Consider the following 21,478-nt stretch of genomic DNA (forward strand, 5'->3'; position numbering starts at 1 on the left):
GCCGCCGAGCTCATGCTTCTGTCCGTGGTCGACGCCTGGCCGCCACATCATGCTGTCAGAGGGAGCGGTGAGCCTATCTAGATACGCGTGGTTCGTCAGACGACGGCCACTGGGCGTGTAACGGCTTCACCGGATCCACCGTCCCGGCGACGGGACTTCGGGCATTGGGCTTCAGTTCAGCCCGGTTGCGTTCTTAATTTCCTCCGCCTGTTCTATGCCGCTATCGGCCCCGCTTCAGCCCATCGGTAAGTTGTGCCGTCGACCCAGATCCGATGCAAGATCACTGCGAGCTTACGTGCCAGGGCGACTTTTGCGCGCTTCGAGCCTCGCCGTTTGGCGACGTCCATCCCCCAGCGCTTGAGTTTCGAGAACCGTGTGATACGCGATAGCAGAACGTTGGCGGCTTCATACAAGACCGTCCGCACCGTCTCATCGCCGGCCAGCGTGATTCCGCCCGTGACGTCCTTTTCTCCCGATTGATATTTCTTTGGTGTGAGCCCGAACAGCGCGCCTGCTGCCTTTGACTTTGCAATGCGCTTAGGATCATCAATCGCCGATTTGTAGGTAATAGCCACTAGGGGACCAACGCCTGGCACTGTCATCAGCCGGCGACAGACCGCATCGTCACGCACAGCTGCCAGCACAGCCTTGTGTAGCCTTCCGTATTCTGCCTTCAGGGTCGATCGCGCCGAAAGCATCGCATCGGCAATGCGCTCCAATGTCGCCTGGCCCGCAACCAGCTCTCGAATCCGCGCTTCGAAATTCCTTCGCGTCACCGGACCAACCTTCAGACCGAAGCCGCGCAAAATCCCTCGGATACTTAGTTCTACATCGATGAGCCGCCCGAGAAGCTGTTTGCGTGCGATCAGGAGTGCCCGGATCTCTTGCGCGTCAACCGACTTTACGTGTACCGATCGATACCACCCCATCCGGATCAACTGGGCGATCCCGCGGGCATCCTTCCGATCCGTCTTAACCGTCATTGCAGACAACGCGGCCTTCACGTGCCGCGTTTCCAGCAGAACTGTTTCGAATCCTGCACCTCTCAGGCCCGCATGCAGCCATTGCGACAGCGGCCCAGCCTCCAGCCCGATCCGCTTCACTGCAAAGCCGAGCGCCTCAAAAAGCTCAACTAAGGCGCCGGGCTCGCTTGCGACCTTTGCTTCCCTCAGGATCTTACCCTGGGCGTCCACAACACACACGCTCGACAGTTCCAATGACACGTCGATTCCGGCATAATTGTCCACGGCTGTCCTCCGTCTCCAGATGCTTGGGGCCGACTCAAATCGTGACCCCGTTTCATCATCTATCGGGGGACAGCCACCATCATGACCCCTTGCTCGGAGCCGGGCCCATTACCGCATCTAGTCGGGTACGATCCTCGCAGGGAGAAGCGCTTCCTCATTTGGAAATACCTAAGCAATTGATATTACTAGAGGCGAATTCGGCCATTTTTTCCAAACGCGGCCAGAAATCGTTGAATAATCAAGCAGGTTTTGATTCCGCCATTCGGAGGTTCGATCCCTCCCGCCCCAGCCAGGTGATATTGCTCGTCAAATCGCCTTCTCCGTTGCCTGCCGAAGAGAGATCGGGCTGCGACGGCGGCACGGTTGGCGATTGATGATCAACTCGGCGTTCGCGGCTTGCTGCTGTTTGATGATGGGACGGCTGAGGCTTGCCGTTCCTTCGCTTCGTAATATTCAGCCGAGAACTTGATGGACCATCGCGCGAAGAACGAACGCAATTCCTGAGTGGGCTTCTCGACGCCGAGATGTTCTGCGACGTGTGCCTCGCGCAACCACCTCACCGCCGACGTGAGGCCGGCAATGCGCTCGAGCCTCTCAACCGCCGCGGTCCCGACGATCTCCGCCTGCTGATAGCGAAGGCCGACCTTTCTGATCACATGCACGCGCTTGATGATGTCGTAGCCCTTGAAGACGAGCTGAACGAGGGGATGTTTTCTGGCCTGCGGCCAGGCTGCCGGATAGACCGGTAGCACCAGAAGCTTGCTCTTCGCGATGACCGTTGCGAGCGGATGCAGGAGTTGCATCCAGGCTGGCCAGGACGTGACCTTGGCAAACAATACCGCGTGCATCGCCGTTGCCACCCCGAAAGAGATCGGCAGCCAAAGGACTGCGCACAGGATCACCAGCAATGCGGTGCTCGGCGTGAGATGCCGGCATGTTCTGAACACCCATGCCATGCCGCCTTCAAAGGCATCATGCACAGCTTGCTCGAACACCCGATAGCTGATCTTACGCCGCAACCACAACCAGTTTCGGCGAATCGATCTACCCCACTGTCGACGCTTCGCCGCGGACAGGGGAAGCAGGCGCACCGCGCCATTGACGACAGTCACGATGACATCGCCGACAACCCTGGCCGCGAAGAGCGGAAGCCAGACAATCTGCATTGCAAAAGGGAAGGCGTAGTCAAGCATCCGCATCAAGATCGCAAGAACGAAACGCAGGATCTTGTTCGTGGCGAGCGCGACTACGACAAGCGGGATGATGATCACGTCGTCGAGCGCGCCGCGAAAGCGGCTTTCCTCGGTCCATGCCGGGTGACGACCATCGGTCACGGTGCACCGTCCGGGCTGAGTGCCGGCTCAGATTAGCACATTGTAAGCTCGAGGGGGGCCTCAGGTGCCGGTCGTCAGGTGAGGGCGAGCACTCCGCATAAGAGGCCAGTTCGCATGACCCGCGTTAACCCTGTCTCTGATCATGTCCCGTAGCCGCGCCGGCCGGTTCAGTTCTGCCGCCAAGCCGCCTTATTGGATGTCTGCAATTGGTCGCCGATTTACGGGAGCTTATTTTTCGGCAGGCTTTGAACGAGGCGTCTCGTTCGGAAAGCGTGAAATCAGATGAAGGCGGCTCTCATCCTCGTTGGCTTTAGTACACTCGCGGTGATGGAGCTTGAGACGGCGCCGCGCATGACAAAGCCCGTGAACGCGCCGCCCGTTCAGGCGACCGTCGGGTTGCGCGTCTCAGCCGATACGCTGACGACGGCAGACCGGCTCGAAACCCCGCACATGCAATTCGAAGCGCCTCCGCAGCCGGTCTCCCTGAGCAAACCGATTCCTCCGCCGGATCAAACAGCGACTGTTGCGCAAGAGCCTTTGAAGATCATCGCGCCACACCAGCGCACTGCAAGCGGACGAAAATCCGCGGTCATGCTGCCCAGACCTCGGCCCAGGCAGGGAACTTCCAAGGCAATTGCGAATGCCCAGCGCGCCAGACCAGTCGCGGAGGTCAAGCCCTGCCGGTCGGGTGTCTTCGATGGCCTGTTCAAGGCATTGAACCTGTCAACGGGATGTCAGAGCTAGCCCCAAAATTCCTCTGCATCGGCGATATCGTTTCCGCCGCGCCGGATTCACGCGGCCACTGTATCAATTGAGCGGCGGATCACCTGGCGCACCTCCGCATTCGACAGGAACAGGTCGTGGTTGATAACGCCCCAGCCTGCCTCGGACGCATCGACCACGCGCACCCCGAGCCCTTCGATGGCGGTCTTCTCGGCAGCGCCGACACGTGTCATCCCGCCAGCGATTTGCCCCGACAACGCCAGCGCGCGGTCGTTCGTTGCGGCGATGACGGTGATCTTGCGCGAAAGCGGACCGATGCGGTTGATCGACGACGAGAACACGTCCATGTCGATATCCGGCGCGGCGAACACCACGGCCCCGATCCTGCCCGCAACGGCGTCACCGGATCGCGCATAGAGCTGGCGCAGGCTTTCGAGCGTCAGCATGGTTCCCATGCTGTGCGCGACGATGTGGACGCGGCCGGCGCTCGACGTCGTGACGATAGATCCCAGTACGCGTTCGAAGCCATCGCGGGACCACATTGCGCTGTCGCGGTCATAGGCGTAGTCGAAAAATCCAGCCTTCGAGGGCCAGGAGAATACCATCGTCTGGCCGCGGAACCTGATGCCATCGGAGAGATGCGCGGCATCGAGCGCCGCTGTCTCGAACGTCTGCTTGAAGCCGTGCACGTAGATGAGAACATCTGGTCCGCCGCCTGCCTGCGCGACAAGACTGCCGACCTCGCCCGATACCGGCTCGACCCCATCAAGACGCCAATCGTCAAGTCCGGCTGCGGCGAGAGAGAAACGGCTGTCGCCAGGCGCCACAAGCTTCGCTCGTGCGACGGTCATCGTCGAAGCCCGCTCCGGCCCGAACCACGGCTTCGCCCGGGCGCCGCTCACTGGCTTGCGCGTGGTTACGACGAGCAACGTAGGGTCGACCGAGAGCGACGAAGCGTCGTAGCGTGCGCCGGTAGCACCCAGGCTGGCGCATCCGCCCAGCGCGACGACGCAGGCTGAGGACGCAAGCCCACCAAGGAGTGCACGGCGGGACGCAGTCACTTCGTGTTGCACTAATTGTCGGATGATCACGCAGAACCTTTGGGAACTGCCCCCTGGAGGAGCCCGCCCCCGCGCGCGTTCCTGAATGATGATGGCGGCGAGATTAAGGGCGGGGCGCGCCACGCCGCTGGTTCCAAATGCGGATTGAAATAGTCGAACAATCCAACAGGTTTTGTTCCACCATTCGGAGGTTGGATCCTCCGGCCCCAGCCAAGTCGCAACCCGACGGATGCGCCGGGCTGCCGACCGGCTGCGGTGAACTCAGGACTTCGTGGGGCTGCGGACCGCCGCGCCGGGATCGATCGTCTGCGACGGTAGGCGGCGTTCGGCGGGGCGCGCGACCAGCAGATAGAGAACCAGAGCGAGCAGCGACGTTGCCGCCATCACCGCGGTCATCGACAACGCGGTCCGCCCGTCGAAGCGGAGTGCGACCAGCCCGCTCGATATTGCGCCGGCGGTCAGCTGAATGCTTCCGGCGGCGGCGCTGACGGCGCCCGCGATCTCCGGGAGACGCTGCATCGTCGCGCTCATCACGTTGGGCACGCTGAACCCGAAGCCGAGTGCGACCGCCATCAGCAGCGCAACCACGAGTGACGTGGGCATCCACCCGGCCAATGTCATCGCGAGCAAGACGGTGCTGGCGGCGGCCGACAGCGTCAGCCCGGTTGCGAGCATGCGGGCGGACTCTACGCCGCGCCGGCCGAGCTGGCCGTCGAGGAACGCGCCGACCATGACGGCCCCCGAGCATGCGCTGAAGATCAGGCCATATTGCTCGGGGCGCAGTCCGACGGCGCCGACGAAGAACAGCGATGCGCCGGTGACGTAGGCAAACACGGTCGCGCCGCCAGCGGCGCCGACCAGGATGAAAGGCAACGACACCGGATGCGTCAGCACCTTGCGGTAGCTGTCGATGACGGCCGAAAGCGCCAGGCGGCCGGAGCGGTCGGTCGTCGCCGTCTCCGCGAAGCGAAACATCACCACGACCAGCAGCATGAGACCGATCCCCGCCTGGGTGGCATAGATCGATCGCCAGCCGGCGATCGCCAGCAGGGCGGCGCCGGCGGTCGGTGCGATCACGGTCGCGACATTGACCATGACCATGACGTTGGCGATCTTGCCTCGCGCGGCGTTGCCGTCGAAGAGATCGCGAATGATGGCGAAGGTCGTTGCGGTGGCGGCGGCGCCGATGCCCTGGATGAAGCGGCCCAGCAACAGAACCGGCAGCGAGGACGCTTTCGCGCAGGCGAGGCTTGCGGCGATGAACAGTACGAGGCCGAATGCCAGAATCGGCTTGCGGCCCAGGCGGTCGGAGATAGGTCCGTAGATCAGCGGCGCGGTGGCGAGGCTGAGCATGAAGGCGCTCATGGTCAGCCCGACATCCGACGCGCTCGCGTCGAGCGTCGCGCCGGTCGCCGCCAGCGCCGGCAGATTGATGTCGATGCCGGAATAGGGCACGGCCGCCAGAAAACCGAGCAGCAGCGTGAAGGCAAAGGATGCGGGGTCGATTTGCATGGACGGATATCCGGTTCCGGCTTGATAGATGTGCATGAGGCGATGGAGGCGCGGTCGCCCGCCCTCCATCGCCGCGATCGGCGATTACGCGCGCCGTTCGGCGCGCCGCCCCCGGCTTGCCGCCATCACGCCGGTGTGCGAGGTCTCGTCGGCCACGAGCTCGCCGATGACCCGGAGGACTTCGGACGGCGTGTCGATCCCGGCGAATTCGTCCGCGATCTGCGAGGCACGCGACTGGAAGCGGGATTGATCGAGCACCGTCCGCACCGCGTCGCGCAACGCCTTCGGTGTCGGCTCGTTGGTCGCCAGGTTGATGCCGACCCCGGACCATGCGACCCGCGCGTTGACGTCGGCCTTGTCTTCGGTCATCCCCGCGGTGACCAGCGGGATGCCGAAGCTCATGGCCTGGTTGACGCTGCCATAGCCGCCATTGGTGACGAGCACGTCGACGTTCGGCAGCAGCCACTCGAACGGCAGATAGCTGGCGATGCGCGCGTTCGACGGGATCTTGCCGGGGATGGCGTCAATTGGGCGGCCGCCTGCCGTCACGATCACCAGGATGTCTTCCTCGTCCGCGAGGGCCGCCAGCGTCGGGGCGACCAGCAGATTGAAATTATGATTAGCCACCGTTCCCTGCGTCACCAGAACGATCTTGCGCGATCCGTCGAGCTCTTCGGCCCAGGGCGGCGGCGGGACCTGGTTGGCGATGATCGGCGGGGTGCCGACGAAATGCACTGAGGGCGGAATCTCGCGAGGAAATTCGAAGCTCGGCACCGACAATTGCAGATAGGCATCCCCGAGAGCGACCACGGAATGGAAGAGCGGCATCGCGATCGGCCCGACCCCGAGAGACTTCAACGCCCGGTTCAGGCGCATTGACACCGGCTGATCGACTGCCGCATCAAAGTCCCGCGCCATGGCCGCATAGTGATCGCGCTCCTCATCGGTCTTTGCCGGCGGCAGGCCGAGGAAATTGGGCGCGCCGTCCTCGCGCGCCCAATGCAGAAACGAGGTCCCGCAGAGCGCGATCGGAGGCCGCTGCGAGCGCGGTCCGAGCAGCATCGGCAGCACACCGAACAGCATGTCGTCGGCGACAATGATGTCGGCGGGGAATTGCCGCAGGATTTGCCGCAGCCCCTGGTGCTGGGCCGGAATGGCGTCGACGAAGATGCGCTCGCAAGCAACACGGAACCACTCCAATCCCGGCGGAATGGTCTTGAGTTCAGGGAATCGCGAGAAGACGTCGTTCGGATCAAAGTCCGCGTCCTCGGGAAGGGGAAAGAACTTCACGCCGCTGGCTTCGACGCGGGCACGAAAGGCGGTGCCCGTCAGGAAAGCGATCTCGTGACCATCGGCACGCAGGATTTGCGTGATCGCCAGCATCGGATTGAGATGACCCGTCGCAGGTGTCGAAGCGATAAGAATCTTCATGTGAGTTGACCTCTTGATGATCGATGCACGGTCGCCCCAGGGCGTCCGGTCGAGTGAGAGGCAATTGAAGCGATCGCCGTTACGCCACGGCTTCCGGCGGCAATGGAAATGGTTACGGCGGCAACGCATAGTGGCGCTGCCAAGGCCAGGCAAAAAGGCCGGTGCAAAAACCGGTGACATCGCGCCGGAAGCCGATAGCTGGCACAGGACTACAATTGTAACGCGAGCGGCGGGTGATGAAACGGCACCGAAACACCGCGCTGCTAATCCGGCAGACATCCGCATGGCACGCCTTCGCAGATATTGGAGCGTTGGCGTCGGCCGAAAGTGATTTTTGACGATCCGGATGTTGCGCGGCATCGGTCGCGCCCAATTCATTGAGGACTGGCATGGAAAATATTGTCGCCCTGATTGCGATGGTTGCGTTCATCGCGCTTCTGGCCTGGCTGGGCGTTCGCGCCTCCCGGACGAAATCTGCTCTGGCGAAGTGGAGCGGCATGGTGCTGACGGCCGTGCTGGCGGTCTCAGTGTTCGGCGTCGCCGCTTTGACCGCGGTCGGTATCGTCCGGCAACACGCCCGTTCTGCACCGGTCCCGGATGTGAAGATCGAGGCGATACCGGACCAGATTGCCCGAGGCATGGCCGTGGCCGACGGCTTTTGCGCCGCATGTCACTCGCAGACCGGGACGCTGACCGGCGGCGGCAACGTCGCCAAGGATCTCCCGATTCCCATCGGCTCGTTCGTGCCGGCCAATCTCACGCCCGCCGGCGTCTTGAAGAATTGGTCCGATGGCGAGATCTTTCGTGCCATTCGCAATGGGATCGACGCGAGGGGGCGCTGGCTGGCGATCATGTCCTTCACCAATGCCGGCCGGCTCAGTGACGACGACACCAAGGCCGTGATCGCCTACATCCGCAGCCTGCCCGCGAGCGGTGCACAGACCCCGGATCCGCCGGATCGCTTCAGTCTGCTGGGCATCGTGATGCTGGGCGCCGGATTGTTGCCGGATGCGAAGCCCGTCTTCACCGGCGTGATCACTGCGCCGCCGAAGGCGCCGACGGCGCTCTATGGCAAGTACCTGCTGTCCTATCAGGATTGCCGCGAATGCCACGGCAGGGATCTCGGCGGCGGCGTGCCGGGACAATTGCCGCCGCTTGGACCGGACCTCGGTATCGTCAAGAACTGGAGCCTTCCGCAATTCGTCGACACCATGCGCACAGGCGTTGATCCGAACGGGCATCGGCTCGGCGAGCAGATGCCGTGGCGGCCGATCGGGCGGATGGATGACGACGATCTCGCCGCGATCTACCAGTACCTGTTGGCTCTGCCGGGCTCCTGATGATTCCGTGAAGCCGCAAACAGCCGCGCCCGGCGTGGCGGCAACAGTCTGCGCAGCGCATCGCGGTCGCTGAACGACAGCGCAAGCCGCAAGCTTCCTATCGCTCCAAAGTGGCAAGCGTTGGGATCACAATTATTCACGTATGCGACATCCGATGGAATTGGCCGCAGAATTACCCTGTTGCGGCGTCATCACGGCTTCATAGATAGACTCAGTGTGAGCCCATGGACCCGGATATCCCGTTCTATTTTGAGCGATTCCAATTCGGACGAAATGAATATCATTTCACCACAGCCGGACGTTGACGTTCGCAATTTTTAAGTACAGCTCAGTCGACGGACGGCGAATTTTGAGAGTACGGAATGCTTGCAGATATTGGCCATATCGTCGTCGTCGATGACGATCCGACGCTAAGGCAAATGGTGATCAAATATCTCGAGGAGCACAATATCCCGACAAGGGCGGCCTCCAACAGATCGGAATTGAACCACTATCTCGATGGCAGCCAGCCGAGCCTGATCATCCTCGACCTTCGGCTTGGTCAGGATGACGGTCTGGACCTGTTGAGGGAAATCCGTTCGCATTCCGACGTGCCGGTCATCATCACGACGGGCCATCGCCCCGACGAGATCGATCGCATCGTCGGGCTCGAGCTCGGCGCCGACGACTACATCATCAAGCCGTTCTCTCTGAGGGAGCTGCTGGCGCGCGTCCGCGCGGTGTTGCGGCGGCAGGAGATGGGACGGGCCGCGCGCGCCCGCGATCCCGAGCGCGGAGGCTATCGCTTCAGCGGCTGGAAGCTCGAACGCCGCAGCCGAAAGCTGACCGATCCCGACGAAGCGCCGGTGCCGTTGAGCAAGGGAGAATATGCGCTGCTGCTGGCCTTTCTCGAGGCGCCGCAACGTCCCCTGACCCGCGAGCATCTGCTGCAGGCGACCCGCATCCATGAGGATATTTTCGATCGCAGCATCGACGTCCAGGTGCTGCGGCTGCGGCGCAAGCTGGAGACCGATCCGAGCGCGCCGCGCGTCATTCAGACCGAGCGCGGCGTCGGCTATGTCTTCGCGGTTCCGGTCGATCCGTTCTAGAAGCAATTGGCGGATTGCAATTGTAGCCATTTTGCCGTCGGCGGTGACCTTGGCGTAACAGCGGACCGTCAGATTGCCTCCCACCAACAGCGTGTGGGAGATTTACGATGGATAAGCATTCTCACAGTGTGAGCCGCGTTGCCTTGCCGGGTCACATGGAACTCGACAGGGCGAACTGGGTCGCACGGTCTGACGGTCGCGGCATGGTCCGTCTCGGTGCGGTTGCCGCGGGTCATTCCTTGCCCGACATCGGTTCGCCTTCGGTCGCGCCGGCGGCCGCGCAAGACCAACCTGCCACCACATTCTGGTGGGCCGTCTTCGCGTCCGTGATGGAAGGCTTTGCCCTTTACGGCGCCTCATTGCATCCGACCGCGGCCGTGCCGGTTCATGCGATGCTGGACGCTGTGCGTGAATCCCGGCCGCCTTCGGCAGATCGCACGCCGCCCGCGCCGGCGAAGAGCGTCAGCGATGGCGCCGGCAACAGTGGGAATATCGTCCTGTTCGATCGCGTCCCGCCGCGCGATGCACGGCCGGCGCGCAGCTGGCTGCGCTCGCTCGGTGCGGCTCTCGGAACTGTGATGGCCCTGCCGGCACACTGGCGCCGGGAATGGGAAATCAGACAGGCCGTCGCAGCGCTGATGGAATTCGACGATCGGACCTTGCGGGACATCGGGATCCACGGCCGATCGGAAATCGAGCGGATGGTGAGGTACTGTCGTGATTGCTGACGCGATCTGCATGGCCCTGGTGGGGCTGGACTTCTGTCGAGCTGCCGGCCGGTCGATCATGTCGATTGGCGTCAACGCCGGCTCTTCGGATCTCGCACCGCCGAGCCGACCACCACCTTCGCGAAATCATCCAGCTTCGATCAAAACTCCTTGAGCAGACGCGACAAATCTCGCTTCACCCCCACATTGCTGGGCGTGCAGCAGTTCGCCAGATTTCTCGGGGCCGGACGAGGTGCCGGCCTCCGAAACTGCGCGATCGTGATCTGCGCACTGGTGCCTTGCTCTCTGAAGGTCTCTCCCGCACCGTCGCAGTCGCCGCCCGCTCTCGTGTCGGTCCGCAAGGATGAGCCCATCACGCCGATTCCGGCGCCGCCGGCAATCGACCCACTGAAGGTCAAGCTCGGCGAACGGCTGTTCTCCGATCGCAGGCTGTCGCACGACAATTCACGCAGTTGCGCATCGTGTCACGATATCGCGACGAACGGCGCGAGCCCGAGGTCGCACGATGTCGGCCCCGACGGAGCGGAGATCGCGCTCAACACGCTCACTGTCTTCAATGCGACGCTCAGCTTTCGCTTCGGCTGGGAAGGAAAATTGCGCAACATCGAAGCCGATACCAGGTCGTCGCTGGAAAGCCCGCGCACCATGGCGAGCAGCTCGGTCGAGATCGCAGAGAAGCTCAATGCCGATCCCGACATGCGCGAGAGCTTCCTCGCGGCTTACGGCCACCGCCCGGAGCGCGGCGATGTCGTCGACGCGCTCGCAAGCTTCCAGCGGACGCTGGTCACGCCAGGCGGCAAGTTCGATCGCTGGCTGGCGGGTGACGCCGCGGCGCTGTCGGACGACGAGCTGGGCGGCTACCAATTGTTCAAATCGCTGGGCTGCGCGTCCTGCCATCAGGGCGTCAATGTCGGCGGCAACCTGTTCCAGCGCCACGGCATATTCCACCCGCTCGCATCGCCCGAGCCGAAGATTCTGCGCGTGCCGAGCCTGCGCAACGTCGCGACCACGCCGCCGTATTTCCATGACGGCAGCGCGCCGACGCTCGATGACGCGGTTCGCAAGATGGCCTTTGCCCAATTGAACGCGACGCTGACGGAGAAGCAGATCAAGGCGATCGTCGCCTTTCTGAACAGTCTGACCGGCACCTATCGCGGCGCGACTGTCGGAGGCTCCCCATGAAATTTGCCCCCGCCGTGATCGGCGTAACCTGCGTGCTGGCCCTGCTGACCTGGCTCTTGTTGAACGGGCTGAACTTCAATTCGGTGCGCTACGACCGTCAGCTCCAGGCGCTTGGCGACTTCACCCGGTTCGAACGCGCGATGACCAGGGAAGTGCTGACCGCGCGCGCCGGCCTGTCGCGGAACTATGACAAGCTGGTGCAGATGACCGATGCCTATGACGACGCCCTGACGCGGCTGCGCGAAACGCCGGGTCTCAACGCCGAAGAGACCAGGGCAATCGATGTGCTGTCGGCACGCGCCCTCCGGCAGGAGGACCTGGTCGAACGGTTCAAGAGCCGCAACGCGCTGCTCCAGAACTCTTTTGCCTATTTCGGTCTGTTCAGTGACAAGTTGGCCGAGTCGGATCAGCGCGCGCTGGTCACGGCCGCCTCCGCATTGGCGGCAGCGATGCTGCGCCTGACGCTCGATACGTCGGACGTCGTGGCGCGCCAGGTCCAGGATCGATTGGAAGAGCTGGCGCTCGTGCAAACGCCGTCGCAGGACATGGATTCGGCCCGCGCGTTGCTGATGCACGGGCAGATGCTGCATGACCTTCTGCCCGACATCGACACGATCGTGAAGACGCTCGTCGCCGAAGCGAACAACCGCGAGCAGGATGCCGTATTGGCGTTGATCACCAGGCGTCAGCTCGCCTCGCGGGCGTCGGCGCGCCGGGTACGCCTGTTGCAGTTCATGACGTCGCTGCTGCTGCTCTACGGCGTGGTCTATTTCGGATTGCTACTGCGTCGGCGCGCAGTCACGCTGCGCCGCCGTGCTGCGTTCGAGCACGTCATGGCCGGCATCTCGATGCGGTTCATCGATTCGAGCCGCGAGAGGATCACCGCTGACGTCGAGACCGCGCTGCAACAGCTCGCCGGATGTATCGGTGCGGATCGCGCCTATTTCGTCGGCGCGACCGGGACGACGACAAGCACCTATCGGTGGTCCCGTGACGGGATCGTATTCGAGCCGGGTTGGCCGGATCGCGCGCTGAGCCTCGCGTCACGCTTCGACGGTGGCGAAGGCGGTATCGTTTATATCCCCAAGGTCAAGGCCACCCACCCCGACGACACGATGAACCTGCTCGAGGACGCCGGCGTCGGCGGCTGGCTGTGCGTGACGGCGGTCCGGGGACATCGCGATGAAATCCTCGGCTTCGATACCGTGCCGACCGGGGCGCTCGAATACTGGTCCGAAGTCTCGTTGTTTCGCATGGCGTTCGACGCCATCGGCAACGCGATCCGCCGGGTGCGGCTCGAAGGCGAGAAGGAGCGCTTGCAGGCGAGCCTGCAACAGGCACGCCGCATGGAAACCCTCGGCACCTTTGCCAGCGGCATCGCCCACAACTTCAACAATATCGTCGGCGCGATCCTCGGCTATGCCGAGATCGCCGAAGCGCGACTCCGGTCGGGAGGCCGGCCGGCCGGCAGCCTTGCGGAGATCCGCCGTGCCGGCGAGCGGGCGCGCGAGCTGGTCGAACAGATTCTCGGCTTCGGCCGCCGCGGCGAGGGCAGGCGGGAGCGTGTCTGCGTCAGGACCCTGGTCGACGAAACCAGATCGCTGCTGGCAGCTTCGTTGCCTTCGCACGTCAAGTTCGAGGTGAACGAGTCGGCCGAAGGGGCCACCGTGATGGGCGAGCCCGCCCAGTTGCAGCAGGTGATCCTGAATCTTTGCAACAATGCGGCTCAGGCGATGACGGAGCCTGGTTGTATCGAACTCGGCATCGAGGTGCGCGATCTTCAACAGCCATTGTCGATCGGACGCAGTGAGGTCGGCCCCGGCCGCTTCACCGTGATGTCGGTCACCGATCCGGGGCTGGGAATGGACGAGGCGACGCTGGAGCGGATCTTCGAGCCCTTCTTCACGACGCGCCCGGACGGCAACGGCCTCGGGCTCGCAACCGTTCGCGAGATCGCGGAGCAATACGGTGGGGCCATCGCCGTGCAGAGCGAGCCGGATGCCGGCACGCGCTTCGACGTCTGGCTGCCATCCGGCGACCCCGACGAGGCGGTGCCGGTTCAACAGAGCCCCGATCTTGCGTTCCGTGGCGCGGGCGAGACGGTGCTGGTGCTCGACACCGACCGCCGTCGCCTGTTGCGCCATGAGGAAATCCTCGCGGCGCTGGGTTATGAGCCGGTCGGATTCACCAGGCTGGCGGAGGCGATCACTGCCTGCCGCACCGCGCAAACGCGTTTCGATGCAGCGCTGGTGTGTCACCTGCCCGGAGGCTCCTCGATCGAGCTGGCGGCGGCATTGCACGCGGCGGCACCGGCCTTGCCGATGATTCTGGCGAGCCCCTCGACGCGCGAGCTGGCGGTGCCGTCGCTGGAGACCTCCGGCATCACCGAGCTCGTTCATCACCCGCTGATATCGGCGGAGCTCGCCGGCGTCCTGGCGCGGAGCGTCGCCTCGTCGGCCGCGCGACGACGGCTGAGGCGGACCGCCGCGGCGCGCTAAGCGCTTTCGAGCGAGGCGGATACCGGCTCGCGCGAAGAAAGAAAGCGCGTCAAAACAGGAATCCATAGCTGGCGCAGACAATCGGCGATCGCGGTTGCAATGGTAACGCGATGTCGCCGCGGGCGAAATGGTCGAGTAGCCGGGACCTCCTATCCATCGCATGCGCATCGTCGCAACGTCACCGCGATAGGAGAATGATGATGTCAATCAGACTTGGCGTGACCGTCGTCGCAGCTACGTTTCTGTTCGGATCGGTTTCCAGCCTCAGGGCTGCCGGAGGCGCAACCGCGCCTGTGGCCGTCGCCTCGCCCGGCAGCGTCCCCGCAACAAGGCTCGCGGACCTGGTTCGGCAGGCTCCCATCGGTCACCGGCAGCCGCGGCGCAGCGACGTGCCCGGGTCGACGCAAGCCTCGCCCGAAGACGCGGAGCTGCAGCGGCTCGACAAGGAGATCGACCGCCGGCTGATCATCTGCCGTGGCTGCTGATGGCCGGCCGAGGTCATGGATCGCGCGCGCCGCAAGGGGCGCGCGTTCGCCATCTCCTATCCCTCGTATTGATCCAGCCCCATCGCCCAGAGCGACTGATCGTGGCCGAATGCGTAATTGCGGTTGTTGATCGCCGGATTGCGATTGACCATCGGCCGCATGAACATCGGATGGGTCGCGCTGCGGACCTCATGCTCGACCGTGAAGAGATGCCTGCCGCTGTCGAGATCGACGATGTCGCAGAAGCGATACTGGTATTGATTGTCCTCGCGCGAGATCAGGTCGCGCGCCAGGAGTTTGCGGTAAGGGCCGGAGAAGTCGGTGATGTACATCTGCACATGGTGGCCGTCGTAGTCGCCCTGGGGCCGATCGGTCTCGCGGAACAAAAGATGCTGGTCGCGGCCGGTCTTGACGGCGGCGACCTGGCCGTCGCCGTTTCGCAAGCTTGCGGGCATGCCCATGATCTCGGGGTAGAAGGCGCAAATCGCCTTTGTGGTGCCTTCCGGCACGTCGAACTCGACATAGGGAATGCCGAGCGCGATGCGCCCGAAGCGTGCGGCGTCCGGCTCGTAGCAGCGCAGTCGGTTGCCCCACGGACAGATCGCCTCGACATGATCGTTGTGCTCGGCGAACGCGAACGCCGTGCCCTCGAGCTTCTTCGCGACCGACGCGAGCCGCGCCAGCAGCGCCTCGCGGCCCTCGATGACCAGCCCGACATGGCCGCGCAGCACCTGCGGCCTGCCGCTTGGCAGGTGAAACTGGCTCCGTCCGGCATTGATCCACATGTTGGTGTCGGACACCATCAGGTAGGGATCGCGGGTCAGCCCGAGCCCCGTAACGTAGAACAGCGTGGCGAGGCGCTGGTCCGGGACCTGGATGTTGACGTGCTCGAAATGGATCGCGTTGCCGAGATCTTCTGCGGATCGATCGAATTGTTGCGGCATGGATGTGCGCTTCTCGCTGGGGGACTGAAAGGTCCATACTAGAGCAGAATTTCCGCCAGCCGAAACTGTTCGCCGATCACATCTTGAGGGCAGGGCATGATCTCCGTTGCCCGCCTTGCCGTGGCAGCCGATCCCTGTAATCTGGTCAAACACGAGGCAAGAAGCGCGGGAAGGGATCGATGGGAGGAGTTTTGGAGGGCGTGCGCGTCCTCGATTTCGGGCGCTATATCGCAGGGCCCTATTGCGCGACCTTGCTGGCCGAATTCGGCGCCGAGGTCATCCGCGTGGAAAAGCGCGACGGCAGCGAGGACCGCTTCGTGGCGCCGGTCGGCGAGGGCGGCGAAGGCGCGCTGTTCCTTCAGGTCAACCGCAACAAGAAGTGCATCACGCTCGATCCGATGAAGCCGGAAGGGCAGGAGGTGATGCGCCGCCTGATCGCGACCGCGGACGTCGTCGTCGCCAATCTGCCGCCACAGACCCTGCGCGCGATGAAGCTCGACTACGACTCCTTGAAGGCGATCAAGCCGGACATCATCCTGACGACCGCAACCGCATTCGGCGGGCCGGGGCCCTGGTCCGACCGCGTCGGCTTCGACGGTGTCGGCCAAGTCATGTCGGGCTCGGTGTACATGACCGGCGCCGGCGACCCGCCATATCGCGCCGCCGTGAACTGGGTCGATTTCGGCACGGCGCTGCATTGCGCGTTCGGGACGCTCGCGGCGCTGATGGAGCGCGCGAAATCCGGCCGCGGCCAGATCGTCGAGGGCGCGCTGCTCGCCACCGCGCTGTCCTTCACCAATGCCACGCTGATCGAGCAGGCCGTCATCAACGTCAACCGCGTGCCGACGGGCAATCTCGGCCAGACCGCAGCGCCCGCCGACATCTACCGCACAAAGGACGGCTGGGTGCTGTGCCAGGTCACGGGGCATCCGCTGTTCAAACGCTGGGCGAAGCTGATGGGTGAGGAGGACCTGTGGCTGAACGATCCGCGCTTTGCCGACGACATCAGCCGCGGCAACAACGGCCCCGTCATCAGCGCGCGGATGGCGCGCTGGTGCGCCGAGCGCACCACGCAGGAGGCTGTCGACACTCTGGGCAAGGCCATGATTCCGACCGGGCCCGTCCTCAGCCCGCAACAGGCGCTGGACCATCCGCATATTCGCGCCGCCGGCTTCATGCAGGAGGTCGAATATCCCGGCCTGCCGAAACGCGCACCCGTCGCCCGCGCCGCCGTCCGGCTGTCGGAAACGCCAGGCGAGATCGCATCGCGTCCGCCGACGCTCGGCGAGCATACCGACCTCGTCCTGACTGAGCTTGGCTACGACGTGGCCGCGATCGCGACGCTTCGGCAGGGCGGGATCGTCTAGGAAGCGCGCGCGCCCCATGCCAGGAGATTTTCGTTGAGGACTCCGGCGGTCGTCAATACCATGGTAAGGTATTGATCGATCAAGCGTTCGACCGAATTGGCGGGGATGGTGGCAGGTTCAAAGAGAACGCGTGGAGGCAGCGGCCGCGTCAAGCTCGAGGAGGTCGCGCGCAAGGCCAATGTCTCGACCGCGACCGTCTCGCGCGCCTTCAACGAACCCGACAAGGTCTCCGAAGAGGTCAGGCAGCGGGTCAAGGACGCCGCACGCGCGCTGAACTGGATTCCCAATGCTGCCGGACGGGCGCTGGCCTCGCGGCGGACGCATATCGCCGGCGCCATCATCCCGACCCTGGACGACGAAATCTTCGCCCACCAGATCGGCGGCATGCAGACCGTCTTCAGCGAACGCGGCTTCACGCTGTTCCTGGGCTGCTCGAACTATGATCCGGACGAGGGCTTGCGGCAGGCCGAAGCGATGCTTGCGCGCGGTGTGGAAGCAATTGCCGTGGTCGGTGAAAATCATCCTCCCGAGCTTTTTGACGCGCTCAACTCGCGCGGCATTCCCTATGTGGTGACGTACTCCTACAACAAGCTGTCACCGCATCCGTGCATCGGCTTTGACAATCGCGCCGCGTTCAGCCGCATGACGGAGCATCTGCTGTCGCTGGGCCATCGCCGGTTTGCCGCCATCTTCCAGCCCGACACCAACAACGACCGCGTGAAGGAAAGGCTTCGCGGCGTCAGCGAAGCGCTCGCGGCCGCGGGTTTGGAAATCGCGGCGCAGGATCTGATGATGGGTCCCTCGACGCTGGAGTTCGGCGCGGCCAGTTTTGCCGGATTGATGACGCAAGCCGTCGACGTTCGGCCGACCGCGATCGTTTGCGGCAACGACAATCTGGCGCTCGGTGCGTTGATGGCTGCGCGGGAACACGGCCTGGACGCGCCCGGGGATTTTTCGATCACCGGCTTCGATGATCTTGCGATTTCATCGCGCTTTTCCCCGGGGCTCACGACGATGAAGGTCGACAATCAGGAGATCGGTATCCTGGCGGCCAACGAGCTCCTCGCCGTGATCGCGGGCCGGCAAGCGCAGGCGCAGTCCCGCGAAGTCGTGCCCGTTCTGAAAATCCGCGACAGCGCAGGTCACGCCAGGGGCGCCTGATCCCGCAGAGAGCGGTCGTCTCTTCGATAGCGCGCCTGGTCCCGCGAAGAGGGCTGCTTCCCTCTCAAAGCGCTGCTTGACTCCTCATATGTAAGCGCTTACATAACCGCGTTTTAAACGCCATGAGAGCAACCGGCGGGCCCCTCGCCGGATGAGACGGAGAGGAAACGACAATGCGGAATAGCGTTTTGCGGTGGGCCAGAAACTGCTCGATGGCGGTTTCGCTGCTCTTGCCGGTGATGGGAACGGCGAGCCCGGCAGCCGCCGAGGAGAAGCTCGTCGTCTGGTGGAACAAGGGCTACTACAAGGCCGAAGAAGACGCGCTGCTCGCCGTCATCAAGAAGTTCGAGGCCAAGACCGGGGTCAAGGTCGAGCTGTCGCAATATGCGACGCAGGACATGATGCCGAAGCTGGTGGCGGCGCTCGATGCCGGCAGTCCGCCCGACGTCACCTATGCGGACACCTACCATTTCCAGGGCGCCGGCAAGTGGGCCTCCGAGGGCAAGCTGGTCGATCTCGGCTCCGTGCTCGCACCGATCAAGGGCGAGTTCTCCCCGCAGTCGCTCGAGACGGTCATGCTGTACAACGACAAGACCAAGGCGAAGGCCTACTACGCCTTCCCGCTGAAGCAGGCGACGCTGCATCTGCATTATTGGAAGGACATGCTCGAGGAGGGAGGTCTCAAGGAGACCGACATCCCGAAGGACTGGAAGGGCTATTGGTCGTTCTGGTGTGACAAGGCGCAACCGGCCGTGCGCAAGGCGTCCGGCAAGCGCATCTACGGCATCGGCCATCCGATGGGCGTCGACGCCACCGACAGCTTCATCTCGTTCCTGGTGTTCATGGACGCCTACAACGTCGTGCTCGTCGACGACAACGGCAAGCTCCTGGTCGACGATCCCAAGGTGAAGGCGGGTCTCGTCGCCGCCATGACGGACTATGTCGAGATCGCCGCGAAAGGCTGCACGCCGCAATCGGCGACGAGCTGGAAGGATCCCGACAACAACGTCGCCTTCCACAACAAGACGACCATCATGACGCACAATTCGACGGTTTCGCTCCCCGGCAAATGGCTCGACGATGCCGGCAACGAGACGCTCACCGCCGAGCAACGCGATGAAGCCAAGAAGAACTATAACGACCGCATCCGCACCATGGTCTGGCCCAACAAGCCGGATGGCACGCCGGTCCACACCCGCGCCTCCGTGGTGGTCGGCTTGATCTTCGAGCAGGCCAAGAACAAGGACCGGGCCAAGGAGTTCGTCTCGTTCCTGCTGCGCGACGAGAACCTCCAGCCCTATGTCGAAGGCGCGCTCGGTCGCTGGTTCCCGGTCAAGACGGCCGCGCAGAAGTCCGCCTTCTGGGACGGCGACGTTCATCGCCGCGCCGTGCGCGACCAGTTCTTCGCCGGCGTCGGCGGCTACGAGATGAGCAAGAACTACAAGTTCACGACTCTGAACAACGAGAACGTCTGGATGAAGGCCGTGAACGCCATCGTCACCAACAAGGTGCCGGTCGACAAGGCCGTCGACGACATGATCGCGCGCATCAAGGAAGTGGCCGGCAACTGACCGCCGGCCCGAACAGCTACGCTCACGCGTCGCAAGACGCGTGAGCGGCAGGCTCCTGCCTGTCAACGATTTCAACGCCTGGGAGCCGATTTGTGACCGCAACCATCAAGGGCATCATTCCGGTGATGCTGACGCCGTTCACCGAAGCCGACGCGATCGACTATGCGGGCCTCGAAAACCTCGTCGAATGGTACATTGCCAATGGCGCGGATGCGCTGTTCGCCGTGGCCCAGTCGAGCGAGATGCAGTTTTTGAGCCTCGAGGAGCGCGTCGCGCTGGCGCGCTTCGTCGTGCGGCAGGCGGCGGGCCGGGTGCCCGTCATCGCGTCAGGCCACGTCAGTGAATCCCGCGACGATCAAGTGACCGAGCTGACCTCCATCGCCGCGACCGGCGTGGACGGACTGGTGCTGGTGACGAACCGGTTCGATCCGAGGGGGCAGGGCGGCACGGTCTTCATGGATAATCTGCGCCATCTGCTCGATGCGCTGCCCGCCGATCTTCCGCTCGGCCTCTACGAATGTCCCGCGCCGTTCCGGCGGCTCATGTCCGACGACGAGCTGGCGTTCTGCGCCGAAAGCGGGCGCTTCGCGATCCTCAAGGACGTGTCCTGCGACCTCGAGACCGTGAAGCGTCGCGTGGCGCTGACGAAAAACTCCTCGCTCGCCATCGTCAATGCCAATGCGGCGATCGCCTTCGATGCCATCAGAAGCGGATCCGCCGGCTTCACCGGCGTGTTCACGAACTTCCATCCCGATCTCTACAAATGGCTGCTGACCGACAGCGCGCGGCATCCGGCGCTGGCGGACGATCTCTCCGTCTATCTCGCCCTCGCGGCGATGGCGGAGCCGATGGGATATCCCAAGCTGGCCAAGCTGTACCATCAGAGGCTCGGCACGTTCGCCTGCGCCCACAGCCGGACCATCGATTTCGACATCCGTGAGCGCTTCTGGGCGCTCGATGCACTGCTCGACAAGATCATGCAGGGGCAGGCGAGCTTCCGCGCAAGGATTGCGGCCACGCGCTGATCAACGCAATTGCCAATCTCGATGATGTGAGGGCAACCGCCGCGCGAGGGCTGTCCCTCGCGCAATTGCGGGCCGACCGTGATTGCCGCCATGCGCCTAGAGCGAGCTGCCGCCGCAGATGACGAGCTGCTGTCCGGTGATGGACGCGGCCTCCGGCGAAAGCAGGAACGCCACCGCGTGCGCGACTTCCTCCGGGCGAATGAAGCGGCCGATCGGTGGCAGTTTTGGCGTGACATTGGCGCGCGTCGGGTCATTCAGCATCGGTGTCTCGGTTGCGGCGGGCGCAACGACGTTGACCGTGACGCCGCGCGGCGCGAATTCGACCGCCCAGGATCTCGCGAGCGCCACCAGCGCCGCTTTGGTCGCGGCATATTGACCGCGGCCGGCCGCGCCTGAGGCGGTGCGGCTGCCGATGAGGACGATGCGTCCTCCTTTCGGCAAGCGCGGCGCCAGCGCGTTGGCGAGACGCTCGGCAACATCGACATGCAGCCGCCACATCGCGGCGCCGTCGTCATGGTCGAGCGATCCGAGCTCGCCGACCTTGAGCTGGCCTGCCGCATGAACCAGCGCGGTCGGTGCGAGGCCGGCGACGGCGTTCGCGATGCCATCGACCTCTCCGAGATCGAGCGAGAGGTGATCGAAGGCCGGATGGTCGAATGGCGCGGGACGGCGGCTGATGCCGGTGACGCGCCAGCTATCGCGCAGCAGACGCTCGACGATCGCAGCGCCGATCCCTGAGCTGGCGCCCGTGACGAGCGCATGCGGCCTCTTGTCCATGCTC

18 protein-coding genes are annotated in these 21,478 nt (G+C 63.9%); 11 read left to right on the forward strand and 7 right to left on the reverse strand.

The window, feature by feature from the left end; genetic code table 11:
- Positions 1-212: 212 nt before the first annotated feature.
- Both ACKWRH_RS11535 and ACKWRH_RS11540 read right to left on the reverse strand, forming a co-directional pair.
- Entirely contained in the window at positions 213-1,247 is a 1,035-nt protein-coding gene (locus tag ACKWRH_RS11535) for an IS110 family transposase (protein ID WP_445216185.1), read from the reverse strand.
- A gap of 377 nt (positions 1,248-1,624) precedes the next feature.
- Entirely contained in the window at positions 1,625-2,581 is a 957-nt protein-coding gene (locus ACKWRH_RS11540) for a hypothetical protein (RefSeq protein WP_445220611.1), read from the reverse strand.
- 282 nt (positions 2,582-2,863) lie between these two features.
- On the opposite strand from ACKWRH_RS11540, the gene ACKWRH_RS11545 reads away from it, so the two are divergent.
- Positions 2,864-3,325: a hypothetical protein gene (locus ACKWRH_RS11545; RefSeq protein WP_445220612.1), complete on the forward strand. Its 462-nt coding sequence runs from the start codon at positions 2,864-2,866 to the stop codon at positions 3,323-3,325.
- Positions 3,326-3,372: 47 nt separating this feature from the next.
- Here ACKWRH_RS11545 and ACKWRH_RS11550 read toward each other — a convergent pair whose 3' ends face one another.
- From ACKWRH_RS11550 to ACKWRH_RS11560, 3 genes are all read right to left on the reverse strand, one after another.
- A complete protein-coding gene (locus ACKWRH_RS11550; protein ID WP_445222374.1) occupies positions 3,373-4,365 on the reverse strand; it encodes an alpha/beta hydrolase in 993 nt (330 codons plus the stop codon).
- 261 nt (positions 4,366-4,626) lie between these two features.
- A complete protein-coding gene (locus ACKWRH_RS11555) occupies positions 4,627-5,877 on the reverse strand; it encodes a multidrug effflux MFS transporter (protein WP_445220613.1) in 1,251 nt (416 codons plus the stop codon).
- A gap of 84 nt (positions 5,878-5,961) precedes the next feature.
- Entirely contained in the window at positions 5,962-7,308 is a 1,347-nt protein-coding gene (locus tag ACKWRH_RS11560) for a glycosyltransferase (protein ID WP_445220614.1), read from the reverse strand.
- 389 nt (positions 7,309-7,697) lie between these two features.
- Between ACKWRH_RS11560 and ACKWRH_RS11565 the strand changes: the two genes are divergently transcribed.
- From ACKWRH_RS11565 to ACKWRH_RS11590, 6 genes are all read left to right on the forward strand, one after another.
- Positions 7,698-8,648 (forward strand): c-type cytochrome, encoded by a 951-nt coding sequence (locus ACKWRH_RS11565; RefSeq protein ID WP_445220615.1) that lies wholly within the window; start codon positions 7,698-7,700, stop codon positions 8,646-8,648.
- A gap of 362 nt (positions 8,649-9,010) precedes the next feature.
- Complete coding sequence (locus ACKWRH_RS11570) at positions 9,011-9,736, forward strand: response regulator (protein ID WP_014497160.1); 726 nt, start codon at positions 9,011-9,013, stop codon at positions 9,734-9,736.
- 107 nt (positions 9,737-9,843) lie between these two features.
- Positions 9,844-10,464 (forward strand): DUF1127 domain-containing protein, encoded by a 621-nt coding sequence (locus ACKWRH_RS11575; protein ID WP_445220616.1) that lies wholly within the window; start codon positions 9,844-9,846, stop codon positions 10,462-10,464.
- A gap of 150 nt (positions 10,465-10,614) precedes the next feature.
- Positions 10,615-11,646: a cytochrome-c peroxidase gene (locus ACKWRH_RS11580; protein ID WP_445220617.1), complete on the forward strand. Its 1,032-nt coding sequence runs from the start codon at positions 10,615-10,617 to the stop codon at positions 11,644-11,646.
- A complete protein-coding gene (locus ACKWRH_RS11585) occupies positions 11,643-14,144 on the forward strand; it encodes a two-component system VirA-like sensor kinase (RefSeq protein ID WP_445220618.1) in 2,502 nt (833 codons plus the stop codon). The genes ACKWRH_RS11580 and ACKWRH_RS11585 overlap by 4 nt, the downstream gene beginning before the upstream one ends.
- 200 nt (positions 14,145-14,344) lie before the next feature.
- The gene (locus ACKWRH_RS11590; protein WP_445220619.1) at positions 14,345-14,629 is read left to right on the forward strand and encodes a hypothetical protein; all 285 of its coding nucleotides are present in this window, start codon (positions 14,345-14,347) and stop codon (positions 14,627-14,629) included.
- Positions 14,630-14,685: 56 nt separating this feature from the next.
- Here ACKWRH_RS11590 and ACKWRH_RS11595 read toward each other — a convergent pair whose 3' ends face one another.
- Entirely contained in the window at positions 14,686-15,573 is an 888-nt protein-coding gene (locus tag ACKWRH_RS11595; protein ID WP_445220620.1) for a VOC family protein, read from the reverse strand.
- Positions 15,574-15,752: 179 nt separating this feature from the next.
- Here ACKWRH_RS11595 and ACKWRH_RS11600 point away from each other — a divergent pair, with 179 nt between their 5' ends.
- From ACKWRH_RS11600 to ACKWRH_RS11615, 4 genes are all read left to right on the forward strand, one after another.
- Complete coding sequence (locus tag ACKWRH_RS11600) at positions 15,753-16,940, forward strand: CaiB/BaiF CoA transferase family protein (RefSeq protein ID WP_445220621.1); 1,188 nt, start codon at positions 15,753-15,755, stop codon at positions 16,938-16,940.
- A gap of 105 nt (positions 16,941-17,045) precedes the next feature.
- Positions 17,046-18,101: a LacI family DNA-binding transcriptional regulator gene (locus tag ACKWRH_RS11605; RefSeq protein ID WP_445220622.1), complete on the forward strand. Its 1,056-nt coding sequence runs from the start codon at positions 17,046-17,048 to the stop codon at positions 18,099-18,101.
- A gap of 212 nt (positions 18,102-18,313) precedes the next feature.
- A complete protein-coding gene (locus ACKWRH_RS11610; RefSeq protein ID WP_445220623.1) occupies positions 18,314-19,672 on the forward strand; it encodes an ABC transporter substrate-binding protein in 1,359 nt (452 codons plus the stop codon).
- A gap of 92 nt (positions 19,673-19,764) precedes the next feature.
- Positions 19,765-20,697, forward strand: a complete 933-nt coding sequence (locus ACKWRH_RS11615) for a dihydrodipicolinate synthase family protein (protein WP_445220624.1) — start codon at positions 19,765-19,767, stop codon at positions 20,695-20,697.
- A gap of 96 nt (positions 20,698-20,793) precedes the next feature.
- Here the strand turns inward: ACKWRH_RS11615 and ACKWRH_RS11620 are convergent, their stop codons facing one another.
- Positions 20,794-21,474 carry an SDR family NAD(P)-dependent oxidoreductase gene (locus tag ACKWRH_RS11620; protein ID WP_445220625.1) on the reverse strand — a complete coding sequence of 227 codons (681 nt, stop codon included), beginning with the start codon at positions 21,472-21,474 and terminating at the stop codon, positions 20,794-20,796.
- Positions 21,475-21,478: the final 4 nt, after the last annotated feature.

The sequence above is a fragment of the Bradyrhizobium sp. Pa8 genome, from assembly GCF_052588265.1.